This is a genomic window from Clostridium sp. FP1 (genome assembly GCF_011065975.2).
In the GTDB taxonomy this organism is placed as follows: domain Bacteria; phylum Bacillota; class Clostridia; order Clostridiales; family Clostridiaceae; genus Clostridium_AD; species Clostridium_AD tagluense.
On record NZ_JAAMNJ020000001.1, the window covers coordinates 3,759,919 to 3,775,430 of the forward strand.

At 30.5% G+C, this 15,512-nt stretch carries 12 protein-coding genes; 1 reads left to right on the forward strand and 11 read right to left on the reverse strand.

The window, feature by feature from the left end:
- Positions 1–7: 7 nt before the first annotated feature.
- The 7 genes from G9F70_RS18355 to G9F70_RS18385 form a co-directional block, all read right to left on the reverse strand.
- Complete coding sequence (locus G9F70_RS18355) at positions 8–1,966, reverse strand: V-type ATP synthase subunit I (protein WP_164944553.1); 1,959 nt, start codon at positions 1,964–1,966, stop codon at positions 8–10.
- The gene (locus G9F70_RS18360) at positions 1,953–2,279 is read right to left on the reverse strand and encodes an ATPase (protein WP_164944554.1); all 327 of its coding nucleotides are present in this window, start codon (positions 2,277–2,279) and stop codon (positions 1,953–1,955) included. Before G9F70_RS18360 ends, G9F70_RS18355 begins: the two co-directional genes overlap by 14 nt.
- A 335-nt stretch (positions 2,280–2,614) precedes the next feature.
- On the reverse strand, positions 2,615–4,300 hold the full coding sequence (locus G9F70_RS18365; RefSeq protein WP_164944555.1) for a B12-binding domain-containing radical SAM protein: 1,686 nt from the start codon (positions 4,298–4,300) through the stop codon (positions 2,615–2,617).
- Positions 4,275–4,814 (reverse strand): class I SAM-dependent methyltransferase, encoded by a 540-nt coding sequence (locus G9F70_RS18370; RefSeq protein WP_164944556.1) that lies wholly within the window; start codon positions 4,812–4,814, stop codon positions 4,275–4,277. Before G9F70_RS18370 ends, G9F70_RS18365 begins: the two co-directional genes overlap by 26 nt.
- Positions 4,815–4,905: 91 nt before the next feature.
- Positions 4,906–5,607 carry a zinc dependent phospholipase C family protein gene (locus tag G9F70_RS18375; protein WP_164944557.1) on the reverse strand — a complete coding sequence of 234 codons (702 nt, stop codon included), beginning with the start codon at positions 5,605–5,607 and terminating at the stop codon, positions 4,906–4,908.
- 83 nt (positions 5,608–5,690) lie between these two features.
- Entirely contained in the window at positions 5,691–6,989 is a 1,299-nt protein-coding gene (locus tag G9F70_RS18380) for a hypothetical protein (protein ID WP_164944558.1), read from the reverse strand.
- Positions 6,990–7,052: 63 nt separating this feature from the next.
- Complete coding sequence (locus G9F70_RS18385; RefSeq protein ID WP_164944559.1) at positions 7,053–7,625, reverse strand: ferritin-like domain-containing protein; 573 nt, start codon at positions 7,623–7,625, stop codon at positions 7,053–7,055.
- A 229-nt stretch (positions 7,626–7,854) separates the two neighbouring features.
- Here G9F70_RS18385 and spoVB point away from each other — a divergent pair, with 229 nt between their 5' ends.
- Positions 7,855–9,360, forward strand: a complete 1,506-nt coding sequence (gene spoVB / locus G9F70_RS18390) for a stage V sporulation protein B (protein ID WP_164944560.1) — start codon at positions 7,855–7,857, stop codon at positions 9,358–9,360.
- 31 nt (positions 9,361–9,391) lie between these two features.
- Here the strand turns inward: spoVB and G9F70_RS18395 are convergent, their stop codons facing one another.
- The 4 genes from G9F70_RS18395 to G9F70_RS18410 form a co-directional block, all read right to left on the reverse strand.
- Positions 9,392–11,020: a polysaccharide biosynthesis protein gene (locus tag G9F70_RS18395; RefSeq protein ID WP_164944561.1), complete on the reverse strand. Its 1,629-nt coding sequence runs from the start codon at positions 11,018–11,020 to the stop codon at positions 9,392–9,394.
- 42 nt (positions 11,021–11,062) lie between these two features.
- A complete protein-coding gene (locus G9F70_RS18400; RefSeq protein WP_164944562.1) occupies positions 11,063–12,016 on the reverse strand; it encodes an RluA family pseudouridine synthase in 954 nt (317 codons plus the stop codon).
- A 135-nt stretch (positions 12,017–12,151) separates the two neighbouring features.
- Positions 12,152–13,324 (reverse strand): M20 family metallopeptidase, encoded by a 1,173-nt coding sequence (locus G9F70_RS18405; protein WP_164944563.1) that lies wholly within the window; start codon positions 13,322–13,324, stop codon positions 12,152–12,154.
- Between the two features lie 70 nt (positions 13,325–13,394).
- On the reverse strand, positions 13,395–15,494 hold the full coding sequence (locus G9F70_RS18410) for a cell division protein FtsA (protein WP_164944564.1): 2,100 nt from the start codon (positions 15,492–15,494) through the stop codon (positions 13,395–13,397).
- Positions 15,495–15,512: the final 18 nt, after the last annotated feature.

A 15,512-nucleotide genomic window follows, 5' to 3' on the forward strand; every position in this document is an offset into this window, starting at 1 on the left:
TTCCTCCTTAAATTTGCTTTCCTTTTATTACAGTAATATATTGATTTTTTGGTTTAAATATTATAAACGCCTTTCCTCCACCTTCATAAAACTTACTAAAATACTCTACATATTGAAGTCTTGCACTATGAACAAATGCTCCTAAAGCACTTAGTAACATATTAAAGGTTTGTGCACCCACAAATATAAATACTCCAAAAATAATATTAAATGGAGCTGGTATCATTTTAATAAGCATATTAAAGGACACTGCTATAAATCCGCCAGAAAGTCCTAGTGCCATAAGTCTTGAGTAGGAAACCAAATCTCCTATATAGCTTGATATACCATATAAACCATATAGTCCTCCACCAAGCTTTGCACCAATACCTTTATTTTGTCTTCCTTGGGTTAATACTAATGCAACCATTCCTACTATCATAACCCATTTACCTATATTGATTACATCTGGACTTAATTTTAGTGTTGCTCCACCTAGGAATAAAAATGCTCCAGTTAATGCAGCGTACCATGTTAAAACATCATAAATAGCATCCATTGGCTTACCATCCCGAATTAGCATATAACCGCGAACTCCAAGACCAAAATAAATTTGGAATGCACCTATTACTATAGATATAACTAATAGTTTCATTAAATCTTCTCCAGGATTTATTAAACCCTTAAATTCAATTAAATTCCCAAAAAAACTTCCATAAAGAGCGCCTGTTATTGCTGTTGGTATACTTAGAAATAAGAAAAACTTAGCAAACTTTTTCTGCCCGACATCCAAATTGAATTTCATTAATGCAAGTGCGCAAACTATGAACATTACTATCCCATATCCTAAATCAGCTAGCATCATTCCAAAAAACACCATGTAAAAAGGTGTATGCAATGGTGTTGGGTCTATCTCTGAATATTTAGGCAGACTATACATTGATGTTATTAACTCAAAAGGTTCTACTAGTGAGTTATTCTTTAAAAGTATAGGGACTTCATCATCTTCCTGAGTAGCATCTTCTACCTCTAAATAGAAATTTTCTTTAGTTATAGCCTTTATTACCTCTTCTAAATCCTTTGCTAATTCTGTTGGTACCCAACCCTCTATAGCAACTACGCTTTCTGTTTTCAAGAAATTTTCACAAGCTGATGCTTTTATATGTTTATTTAATAAATATTCAGATACTATTTTAAAATCCTCTAAAAACTGACAATCATCTTTTATTTCAACATTTATTCTTTCTTCTTCCTTTGATATCTCTTCTAATCTAGCCTTATATTCGCGTACCACCTGTGCTGGAATTCCATCATATTTTAAATTAATAGCATTAAAGCTATAGTTCTTAAGAATTTCTTTAGCTTTCTCTTCGTACTCTTTATATACTAAAGCAATTACATTTACTCCGTTTTTCCCTTCACTTATAACTTCTAAATAAGAATATGGAATTTCACTGTCAAATTTTTCTCTAAAAGTATCTTTAGGAACTTTTGGAATTGACCCCATTAGAAATAGGGTGGAATTTAATGCTTTTAAATCCTGAAAATTTGAATCCAGTGGTATCCAAGGTGTCAATACTTCTATTTCAGAATTAATTTTAGCTCTTTCATTCTTCATTTCCGTAAGTGTATTGTCTTTTTCCTTCAACTTTTTATAGTTTTCACTATAATTTGATTTTTTAGCTAATGTTTCTAGTTCTTCATAATTCAAAGATCTTTTGCCCTTGACTAAAGATTTTATAGCGCCTTCTTTTTCTATGTGCTTTAGTAATAGGTCAATAGCAAATTTTACTTTTGCCAGTTCACCTTCTAAATAAGAAACTTTTTCATTTTCCGAGTCTTTTACTAGAGATTGTAAATGTTCTTCTTCAAGCTTTTGTAGATTTATAAATTGAACATTTTCAAATCTATGAAGACTATCTAGTAAAGTTTCTTTTTGTGATTCAAAGGCAAATAATGTAAATTTACTCATTTTAACTATTGCCATTATTTTTCACTATCCTCTCAACCACTATGCTTACTGCTCTATTGAATTTTTCACTTTCTAAACTAAGTATACTCTCTACCTCTATTTTACCTTTTTCTAAAATAGGTTCAGAACTTATTCTACCTTGTTCTTTAGCATTTTCGATGATTTTTTTAGTTTCTTCTCTAGCAGCATCCAAAACCTTTTTGTACTGCCCTTCAGCTTCTGTATCCGATTTTTTTAATATATCCTTGCTACGGTCAATTGCCTTATTAATATTATCTGCTGCTTGCTCCTCTGCATTTTTTATACTTTTTATTGCCTCTAGTGCCAAAATATCACCACCTTTTTTCTAAGAAGGCACCTTAAAATAAATAAAAATGAAGTTTCTAATTTATTTATTTTTCCGTACCTAAATAGATATAATGAGTATAGCTCAATTATTAAATACTTTTTTATAATATTAAATATCCAGTATGGTATTTAATATTATACTTTATGTAGTATTGAATACAACTTAATTATACTTAGTATTAGTAAAAATTTCAACTGATTTTTTTGATAATTAACAAATATTCGTAATATTAAATCATTTTTCTGCGATTATGACGATTTTTAAGCTAGTTTTTGGGTTTTTTTTGAAATTTCATGAAGTTCTTCTTTCATATTTTAAACTAGTATATAAGTTACGTCCTTTATATTCTCCTCATCATTAATATCATAAATTAAATAATGAGCTTCCTCACAAATATTATTATTCTCTATATAGCCTAAAATATTAATCATAAATTTTTCAATATGAATATTATTAGTATTGTTTATACTATCGTTTTGTAGCAACTTTTCTTTAATCTTTTTTTCTTTTTCCTTATTTACATCTCTAAGTAGAAAATTTGGAAGCCATTTCTTTTTGTTATATTTAAGATAGTCATATTTAACAATCTCTTTTAAAGCGAAGTCTTCCCCTTTAAGTTTTTCCTCATTAAATTCAATAAATATTTTATAGTAATCTACAGAAGATATACTTCTACTAAGATACCCTTTATCATAAAAAAATGTGCCTAAACACAAATAAAAATCAAAGGCAGATTCAAATTTAGGAGTAAAATATTTTAATATAGTTTTAAATTTTTGAGAATTATAGTATTTATCCACCATCTCTTCAACTCTTTTTAGAAGAATGATTTCATCATAACTTATGTCCTTGGTTTTCAGCACCTCATAGGGAGTATAGTTTGAGTGAACAATCCCCCACTTTTCTGCTTCGTCTTTCATAGGCGCACCTTTTAATATTTTAAGGAATCCAAGTTGTATTTCGTCCGGTTCTATGGCGTATAAATCATTAAAAGACTTTTTAAAGGATTCAAAGTTTTCCCCTGGAAGTCCTGCAATTAAATCTAAATGTTGCTTTATATTGCCATATTTTTTTAGCTCCATAACCTGTTTTTTTATATCGCCGAAAACTACAAATCTATTTATATTTTTTAATACTTCATTATTTGTTGTCTGAACGCCTACTTCAAACTGAAATCTCCCCTTTGGTGCCCTTTCTAAAAGTTTAAGCTGCTTATCATTTAATATATCTGCTGAGATTTCAAAATGAAAAGTGGTCTCTGTCTCTAAACTCATTAAATATTCCCAAATTCCCATAGCGAATTCATCACTACAATTAAAAGTCCTATCAACAAATTTTATAAGTTTTACATTTTTATCTATTAGAAACTTTAAATCAACTTTAACCCTTTCTAAATCCATAAACCTAACTCCACGTATAGTTGAAGAAAGACAATATTTGCAGTTAAAAGGACATCCACGTGAAGCTTCGAAATATACTATTTTGTTATTTAAATCATCCTCAATGTTATATGGGAAAACAATCTTATTTAAATCCATAAGTTTTCTTTTCCCACCATAAAATATTTTATCATTTTCTTTATAGTACAACCCTTTAATATCTTTAAGGTCAATACCTCCTATCATATATTCTATAAATTCTCTGTAGGTTTCTTCCCCTTCTCCCTCAATTAAGTAATCCGCAAAACTATCTTTTAAATAATTTTCACTATCAAAAGATACTTCCGGACCTCCATATAACAATTTTATATTATTATCTATAAGTTTTAGCAAATCAGATATATGTTTAACATAATCTCTATTCCATATGTAACAAGAAAAAACCACTACATCGGCTTTTTCTCTTATAATTTCTTGAACAATTCGCTCCACTCTATCATTTATAGAAAACTCTCTTATAAGGCACTGATAATTTAAATCCTCAGTAAATGCTTTTAAATACCTAATTGCAAGGTTACTGTGTGTAAATCTAGAATTAATTCCCACTAATAATACTTTCATCTTTTGATTTCCCTCTCCTTTTGCATATCATGTAATAAATATCGTCAGAACTTTTCAAAGTTGTTATTTCAAAATAAGGCTTTAAAATTTCAATTGTATTTTCTTTAGAACTATTTTTAAATAAATTTAAGTCTCTTAAATTTATTTTTTTTGTACTTTTATCAGGTAACACAATATTTATTCTTGAATTAAAAATTTTACCAAAGCCCTTATCTATGTCCCATATATATAATAACCCATCCGTTTTCAAAAATTTATATACATCTTCTATCAATTTTTCTTTGCTCTTCATGAATTTCATATCACTTAGTGTAAAAAACAGTGCACAAGTGTCATATGAACCTTCCTCTATTTTTGTCTTGTCCCCTTTCCCTTCTATATACTCTACACTATTGCTATCATCAATATATTGTTTGCATATGTTATATATAATCCCATAATTAGAAAAACCTATGTCTAATATATTTCCCTTGAAAATTTCTTTCTCAAGATTTATAAAAACCTCCCTTTTCAATTATTGACCCCCTCATCAAATATAATTTTATATGTTTACTTGTTTTTAAATTATTCTTCAAAAACAAAATAATTCCTCTAAAATAAAGGAATTATTTCTTAATTTCATTATAAAAATTTAGCATTAACCCTGCAGTAGTCTTTTGTGCCCTCTGCACTATAAGTACAGATATTTTATTGTATTTTTCTTCTTTACTTTTTACATTTGCGTAGGAAATATAAGTCTTATTAGCAAATACTGCATTGTTTTTTATATAGTCTTCTACCTTATCTTGCTTTATTATTTCATTGAAAATAGGAAAAGAATAATCACTCATTAATTTACTTATAATCCAAAGTTCAAAATTTCTGTGATTTTTCAGGAGTTTATTGTTCACATGCTGCGGAACTGTAGCATCTTGAACTAAATGGCTTGCTGCTCCAAAATAAAACATTGCTTGCCTAATATCCCCTGCCTCCACAAATTTCAAAGCGCTTTTATAATATTTCTGGAATTCAGTTAATGCATTTGAAAATCCATAAAGGCCAGTACCCTTAAAGTGATGATAAAAATGATTTGAGCTCTTAAAATCTTGATCTGCCCAAGTAACTCCATTGTTTAATTCTTTTATATGTGATTTGTAAAAACTATGAACTTCACTATATCCCTGATTCTTTAATATTTCGATAGCTTGAATATTTATAAATTTATGAACAATACAATGAGTTTTCATAATCTTTTTTTTGATTGGATTTACTGTTATCATTAAGGCTTTTAAAGTTTTTCCATAAGTAGCTTCAATTTTTTTCTTCAAACTGTTCACCTCTTAATTTAGTATACACTAAATTGACTTTGAAAACATATTATTAATTTGCAACAATATGTATTTACTCTATTCTAGTTCTTTTTGCCGAGTCCTACAAGTATGCTAACTATTAAAGTTACTACAATTGCTAATAAATAGTAAAAAACTCTTTCTGTTCCCTTCCCTATAACATCACTTTGTTTTTTTTCTATTGATATTAGATATCCACTTTTAGAATCTAATAGAATTAATTTATTAAAAAACTTAATACTAGATATATAGGTGTCGCCTCCAAAGTTAATCTTTTCTTTAAGTACATTATTCTTATTTAAACTATATATACTATTATCTTTCTTTTCATAAAAATATATACATTCTTTATCACCGAGGATTCCCTGTTTATCAAATGATAAACCTACCAAACTATCCACTGACCCATGCTTATATATTGGTGCAGGTGGGTTTGTTGTAGGGTGCTGATCTAAAATAAATGGTATAGTATTGTTATTTATACCTTTAAATTTAGGGGAGCTTATTGGATCTCCACCAGCATAATCTGGAAAACCATACCATACATTCTTTTTAATTTGATATATATAATCACTATCTCCAATCACAGGTCTTAATCCTCTATCCTCCATTCCTCCAACAGAAGCTATTATTTTCCCCTCACTGTTAAAATCTATGCCTTTGATATTTCTAATACCCCAAGCAAAATTTCCCTGAGCTCCAGTTTTTAAATTGTAAATTATCATGGATGAATTTCCAATCATATGTCCTGTTATGATTTGTCCCTTTATATTTTTAGTTTTATATGAAACAAATGATCCAGTTTCTTCCTCTCCGAAATTAATCCCTTTTATAGTTATATCTTTTGGTGAAATATCATGATTTTGTGGGTAATCATCTATCCACGAATTATCAGGCCCCACTACCCCAGAATTGCTAGCTGATCCTATTGTAACAAATAGATAATCTCCATTAACTCTAATCAAACTCTTATTATAATCCCCATAATTAGGTATATTCTTAATTATTTCACTATTTTTCTTTGATTGTAAATTATAAGAATAAATAAATGCACCTGATGCATAATATAGCACACTATTATTATAATCTAAACTAGTTATACTTAGCTTCTTGCTTTCAAACAAATTATATGCACTACCAGTTTTATCAATGTACTGCACGTGGTCCTTGAAAGCTACGTAATAGTTTCCCTCACTGTCTCTCGTAAAATCTACCGCTCCACTTAATCCCTTAAACAGTATCTGTGATTTTATAGCTTCATCTTTCATGGTGATCTTATATTCGCTTAAAGAACTCTTTAATGAAAACAGTACAAAAGCCATTATAGCTAAAATCACTATAAAACCAATGTTCTTCTTCATACTTTCCCCCCAAATTAAAAATACTCTAATCTATATATATTTACATAGATTAAAGTATATGTATTAATAATTTCTAGCAATTTGTATATGCTCTCGTTCAACTGACCATAAAGCATGAAATACTTCTTTAACAATTAAATTATTTATTTTGTTCCCCTGTTTTTCGTAAAACATAGCAGCATGAATTTCTCTGTTTTCTGCCAGTTCCATTAAGCTTTTGTCGCTTTTATGTTTACTATAGTCTATATTAACTAGTGTAGGTATTTGTTTGAAGCCTCCTAGCTTTTGATGCACTATAGCATGTACATATTCAATCTTTGAGAGTGCTACAAAAGTTTCTTTAACAGCCAAGCTATGAGCAAGTTTTGCTGCTGCCTTATAAAAATCCGAATTAAATATTTCAAGCTTCATTGCATGCTCTAGTATTATCAAAGTATTCTCATCTAAACTTTCAGTAGGGACTTTATAGATTTCTTCTTTAAAATTTGTTTCGTCTTCAGGTTTTAAATATGCAACACTAACACCACAAAAGGGACAATATTTAATATGATCTCTTTCATTCGTTTCTAATAATCCTTGGTTATTCATATTGAAATTGTTTATATTTATATCCATCCCGCATATCAAACATTTCATATTATTACTCTCCTTAACGCACACTCAGTTAATTATCAAGTCCTGTGCTAGTCTATTTTGACTTGTTATTTTTTTTATTACTAATACAACTATTTTAACATAAAAAGCTCTCCATTCTTACAATTTGCATTATATAATTTTCATGTTCTTTTAGAATATAATCATAAAGCTTCACATAATAATTATTAATAACCGTTAACTACCAATGTTAAAAAAAGGGGGGGCTTTTATGATTAAAGATAATTTCTATAGAGACTCAATAATTCTCACGGTATCAAATTTGACTGCTGGAATACTCAGGTTTATGTTTTCAATTCTACTTTCAAAAAAATTAGGGGCAGAAGGTATGGGTCTATATAGCCTAGTAATGCCTATTTATGATTTATTCACTTGCCTTATTTGTGGTGGAATGGTAACCGCTATTTCAAAGGAAGCTTCAGCTTATTATGGAATAAATGATTATGGTAATCTTAACAAATCTATACATACTGCCTTAGTTTTTGATTTTGCATGGGCTATATTAATAACAATTTTAGTATTTCTTTTTTCACCCTACATTAGTACATATATAATAAAAGACACAAGGACACTATATTCCCTTTGGGTTATTTGCCCCGCACTAATCTTTGTTGCTCTTTCATCTATATACAAGGGTTATTTCTACGGTATTTCAAATGTTAAAGTGCCTGCAATCATAGACGTAGTTGAAAAATTCGTAAGAATGGCAATAATACTTGGTCTAATAAATTATTTTGCATTAAAAAATGTAACTTCTACTGTGACTGCTACTTATATTTCCTTAAGCATTGGAGAATTTATAAGTTTTATTCTATTATTTATCTTCTATGAAAAAAGCAAAAATAAATTTAGGAATTACACAAAAAAAATTGAAGGAAGAGCTCAACTTTTATTTAACATTCTAGTTGTTTCACTCCCCTTAAGCTTAAATGGTTTTTTAAGCACTGTAATTTCCGCCCTATCCACTCTTATTGTACCAAGGCGGCTAGTTTGCGCAGGCCTTGAATATACCGCCAGCCTCGCCCTAATAGGTAAGTTTTCGGGTATGGCTATGAGCATAGTCTTCTTTCCTTTTATCATTGTAATGTCCATGGCAACCATATTAACTCCAGATATTTCTAAAAGTATTAGTAAAAATGATTATAATGCACTAGAAAGTAGAATAATGGAAGTTATAAAGATTTCATTTTTACTAGGTATTTCAACTATGATAATATGTTTATGCATTGGGGATTCTCTAGGAAAACTATTTTTTGACAGATATGATTTAGGCACCTACATACGCCTTGCTGCATTAAGCGCACCATTTATGTACATGTCTGGTTCAACCTTTGGAATTTTGAATGGACTTGGCAAACAAAAATTTCTTTTAATAAATTCAGTAATAACCTCTATTCTCCAGCTTATATTGCTGTATATATTATTAGGTATCCCAAGCATAAACATTTTAGGCTACGGAGTAACTCTCATTATAACCTCTGTAGTAAGTTTCATATTGAATATTAATGCCATCAAAAAGAGCTGCTATCTAGAGTTTTCAGGGGTAGAAATGTTAATCAATATTTGTCTTAGCATATTCTTATACTTTATATTGAAAATTCTAGATAATGCATTTCCAAATTCTATGTTTATTACTAAAAACATAGTAATTATTGCCACTGGATTCTCTCTGATATTCTTTTCTTTTTTCCTTACAAAAAAAAGTAAACAAGTCTAGTGCCTTAAAAGCATTAGATTTGTTTAAATTTCTACCTAATTCTATTTAAAATATGCTTAGGTATAAGTTTCGTAATCTTGTGAGGTAATACCCCTAAATCTTCTTTAGTTATTCCACCTATCATCACTAAAGTAAAGAAATAAGTTAATATAGCAAAAACCATAGCTATTAATATAGCAATAGCATTAGCAAAATAACCTTCGCGAACAAAACTAAATACAAAATTAAAGTTAACATACATTAGTTTTGCGACAATGGCCATGAAACCTGAGGCTATTATTGGTTTAATTGCATGACTAAATAGATTAATTTTAACCCTTAGCACTTTGTTCATAGCACTATAGTTCAATATTAAAAGTATGGCAAAACTTACTCCATTGGCCATAACAGCACCCAATATATTAATGCTTGGTATTGCTACAAAAATATAATTAGTAACTGTTTTCCCTATTAATCCCACCACTGCATAAATGGTAACTAAGTAAAGTTTTCCAAGCCCTTGAAGAATTGAAGTTTGAATAGCGACCACAGCCATAAGTATTATTATCACTGATCCATATATTAGTAATCTTGAGACATCAGAATCATACTTAAGTAAACCTACTATTGGTTTAGCTAAAACCGCAAGTCCAACTGCAGAAGGGACTGCCACTAAAAAACATAGCCTAAAAGCATAATTAACTTTGTCTCTTACAGCTTTTTTATCCCTAAGTGCCATTAAGCTAGATATAGATGGTAAAATAGTTATAGCAAGTGATGAGATAATAGCTATCGGCACACTTATTAAAGATGTGTATTTATTTAGTACACCCCACAAAACATCACCCTGTATTTTGTCAATTCCAACAGCTATCATTCTTGATTTAACTAACCATAAATCTATAATTAACCCTGATTGTTGTATTCCTAAGCATACTGTCATTGGTACAGAATAACTTAATAATTTTTTTATTAGTTTTTTAGTAGTCAATCTTTTTATTTCTAATTTGTTATATCCTTTTGGAACTCTAAAAACTTTATTTTTCTCATAAAAATAGATCATATATAAAACTGCAACTAGCGCGCCTACAGATGTTCCAATAGTTCCCCCTGCCGCACCTGCTGCTATTCCATATCTTATAAAATAAGCTGCAAAAGCTAAACTAAATATAGTATTAGCAATTTGTTCTAATACCTGAGATACAGCAGTTGGGGTCATATTTCCTCTACCTTGAAAATATCCTCTATAGGCCGATAATACAGATGATATTAAAATAGTTGGTGCCAGTGACATAATTGCCAGTCTTGCAGGAGCGCTTTCGGTTTTATTAGCTAGAGATCCTGCAAAAATAATCATTAAAATAGACATAATCATTCCTAATATCAAAAGTAAAAATCTAGCTATTTTAAAAGTCTTTACTGCATCTTTATAATTTCCCATAGCTATAAGCTCTGAAACCATCTTGGAAATAGCCACAGGAATACCTGCATTTGTTAAAATATACATATATACAAATATACTGTAAGCAGAGGAATATACACCATAGCCTTGCTTCCCTAATATATTGTTTAAAAAAGGTACGTAGAGTAGGGATAAAAGCTTAACCATAAAACCTGCTGCAGATAATATGGCAAAACCTTTTGTGGTAGATTGTTTATTTGAATTTGCATTTTCACTCATTAAATCATCACCTTCGGTGCTGTAATGTGTACTAAACACCCTCTAAAATTTAAATACGTCTTTTTTAATCTTTTTTAATACTGGTGGTAAACTTTCTGCAATAGTTTTGTTTTCCATATAAGATAGTTCTTCTGGGCAATTCTTAAATGTTGCCTTATATGCATATAGAAATTGATAATCTAAACCATATTTGTTATTGAAAAAACTATTCATTTTTTTATCTCCGTATTTTGAATCACCAACAATTGCATTTCCTAAATGGCTTAAATGTGCGCGAAGCTGATGGCTTCTTCCTGTTAAAAGATTAATATCTATTAAAGAAAATGTACCACAACTTTGCAAAGTTTTAACTTCCATTGCTATTTTTTTTGTATTTGGCATTTGAGTGTCGAATACCTGTGATATATTTGCATCTTCATCTTTACGTATATATCCTTCGTAAACTCCATCTTTAATCCTATTACTTACTAGTGCCATATAAAATTTTTCAACGTTTCTCTCTCTTATCATCTCATTCAAAAGTTTAAGAGATTTAAAATTCTTACCAAAGATAACTATACCTGAAGTATTTCTATCTAGTCTATTACATGGTGCTGGAGTAAAGGTTATTTCATTTTCTGGTTTGTAATCTCCCTTATCATATAAATAAGAAAGCACATAATCTATTAAGGTAGCTTCGCCGCCCACTTTATCAGAATGAACTAAAACACCTGGCCATTTTTCCACCATTAATATATTTGAATCCTCAAAGGTTATTTTCAAGTTATTCTCAATTCTTTTAAACTCTTCCTTTTTAAACTCACTGGTAATATATTTTGTTTCAACAATATCGCCTTCTGCTAATGAATGCTTTTCTTTAATTTTGCTACCATTGACCCTAATATCACCTTTTCTAAAAGCTTTATATATTTTGCTAAGTGGTACATCACCAAGTACTTTTCTCATAAATTTATCTGTTCTTTGCCCTGCTTCATTTGCTCCAATTTCTATCCTCATCCATATCCTCCTAATTCTTCTATCTCTTGTTCTTTTATATAATGACGAATCCTCAGATAATCTAATTTATTTTGTAATAAATCAACTTACACTTAAAAAAAAACACATCAAGCATCAATTATATACTAATATGGGTTATGAATTCAATAAAAATTCGTAAGCTAATTTGCATTGCATAGCTACACCTACTTTTAAACAACTCTCATCTATGTCAAATAAGCTTCCATGAGCCGGATTTACTATACCCTTTTCTGCGTTTCCACTTCCTAGAAAATAAAATAGTGATGGTCTTTCCATTGAGAAATAAGCAAAACTTTCCACTCCCATAGTAGGCTGGTCTAATTTATAAACATTGTCATCACCAATTAATTCACTTGCTTTTTTTTCAAACATCTCCGCTAGCTTATCGTTATTATAAAGACAAGGGTAGCTTTCCTCTATATCAATTTCACATTTGCCTCTCATAGAGTGCACAATGCCCTCTACTACCTGGACTAATCTTTTTTTTATATATTCCCTATGTTCACTTTTCATAGTTCTAATAATCCCTGATATTGTCACTTGTTCTGGTATAATATTTTGAGCTGTGCCTCCATGAATGGAACCTATAGTTATAACGGCTGCATCTGTGGGTGGAATTTCGCGACTTACAATGTTTTGAAGAGAAATAATAACATTGCTAGCTATTACAATAGGATCAATAGTCATATGTGGACTTGCACCATGTCCTCCTTTACCTATTATTTTTATAGTAAATGGATTTGATGCTGCATAGGCGTCACCTCTTTTTAAACCAACAGTCCCAGCTTCTAGCCACTCTTCTACATGAAGTCCAATAACAGCATCTACGCTAGGATTCTCTAGCACTCCCTCTTTAATCATTAAAGGCGCACCACCAGTAGTTTCTTCTGCTGGTTCAAAAAACAATTTAACATTGCCTCTGATTTCATCTTTCATGCTATTTAATATTTTTGCTGTTCCTAAAAGTATGGTGGTATGAGCATCATGCCCACAAGCATGCATTTTACCTAAAGTTTTTGATGCGTAACTGCATGTTTTCTTATCCTCTAGGGGAAGTGCATCCATATCTGACCTTAGCGCAATGGTTTTTTCACCCTTGCCGCGAATAATAGCACAAACCCCTGTTCCAGCTACTTCATAAAATTCAATACCTTCATTTGATAAAAAGTCTTTTACCTTTTGAGATGTCCTAAATAAATTAAAGCCCAGTTCTGGGTTTTCATGAAGATCACGCCTTATTTCTATTAACTCACTTTCAATATTCTTTGCCCTATCTAAAAAATTCAATATTTACACCTCTTTAATTGTTAGCCATTTACAAGAATAACTAATTTATTTTATTTGGGATGCACTAATGCTATTTTTCCCAATACATTTGGATTACATCTCCATTATTTAGCGTCTCGTAATAACTAGCTTTGCTTCCATTAAGCGTCAGTATTAAGTTTCCCTTTGAAATAGATAAATCGAATTCTACATAATCAAATATATCAAGAAATATGTATTTTTCTTTATTTTTAAGGGTAATGTTTTTTTTATTAACTTCAACCACAACACTTAGCACTCCGCTTTCTAATTTAGTATGTACAATTTCTGTGCTAGCCTGCTTTTCATTAACTATGGATCCCTTATTTTCTATTTCCTTGTGAATTTCAAGGGGTATATCAGTTTGTTTCACCTCTTGATCTTCCACCTCTTCCACAATACTTTCATCTTTTTCAATTACACTATATATTCTGTCCCCTTCTTTTATAATATAATCCTTTTGTAGCTCTTTATTATTCATTATAAAAATTGAACCACATGCAATATCAGGGAAATAATTTGCGTATTCCTGTATTGTAGTAGGGAACACTATGCGAGCATCGTCATCTTCTTTTATTACAGCGTTTATTCGCGACCTTTCGCCATTAATAAATGTTGCTGGCTCAATGTTTTGTATTATATCATCAAAATAAAAACTCACAGCTTGAATATTCTTCACAAAATCTATAATTTTAGGCTCAGCATTTTTTCCATCAATACAGAAATCAATTTCAATAACATCGCCTTCTTTTACCTCAGAATCAATATTACTCGGTATATTATTTATCCTTATTTCTGCTCCCGTGCCAAGAGTTCCAAAGGCCACTCGTTTTATCCCATTAACTACAAATCTTATATTACGTCCGTTTTTGCCAATCAATATTTTCGGGTTTATGCCTGATTGTACCATTACATCCATAACCGTATGTTTATGTGCATTAAATAGACTTATAATCTTATCATTTATGGTGACGTCAACAAAATCATGCCCTAGTTTCTTTATTGATATGAGTGCAATACCTAAAACTGTAACTCCTATGCTTCCAAGGTTACCATCACATATACAGTCAACTACTGCATCGCGACCTTTAATTGCAACCCTTTGAATTGGTAGATTTAAAATTTTAGCAATATTTTCTTTAATAAAAGGTGTATGTGCTCCCCCACCTACTAGAAATACTGCATTAGGAGCCTTTCCTCCATTTAATTCAATTATCTTATTCCCAATTTCTTCTGAAGTCTTAGTAACTGCGGGGTTAATTATTTTTAATACATCCTCTGGCTCTATTTCATTTTCAAAGCCTAAAACATCTATAAATTGAATTTTGTCTTCTCCACTGCACTGCTTTTTAATTATTTCAGCGGTATTAAAATCAACTAAATAAGTTTGCGCTATTATTTCAGTTATCTCATCTCCTGCAATAGGCACCATACCATAAGCACTTATGCTATCCTTGCTACTAATAGCAATATCCGAGGTACCTGCTCCGATATCCACTAATGCTAAATTTAATAATCTTAAATTCTGTGGCACTGCAGCTTCCATAGCAGCTATTGGCTCTAATGTTAAACTTACAACTTCAAGTCCAGCTTTATTCATAACGGCATAAAGACTATCAACCACTGAGCGTGGAAGGAAGGTTGCAATTATTTCTACTGCAATCTTCTCTCCTTTGTGGGCGTTTAGATTGGATATTATGTATCCATTTAAATAGTAATTTTTCACACTATATCCTACACAATAAAGCTTACCTTGTGTGGACTTATTAACTTCATCCTCAGCCATTTTAACTGCAGTAAGCTCTAAACTTCTAATGACTTCCCTATCAATTTCATTATCGCCCTCAATTTCTATTTCAGACTTTATTTCAGTTGTCCTTAAAAATCTTCCCGCAGCCGCAATAGCAACCTTAGTTAATGAAATCTTTAAACTGCCCTCTAATTCTTTTTTTATTTTTTTTACTCCACTAGCTACCAATTGAATATCATGAATTTGACCATCAATCATAGCTCTTTCTTCATGTTCTATATAACTTTCAGCAATAACTTGAAATTTTTTCTCCGCTATTACTCCCACTGTCCCTATGATGGATCTTGTTCCTATATCTAAGGCAAATATAATATCCTCTGCGTTAACATTTGTGATTTCCATTTGTATACCTCTTCCTCA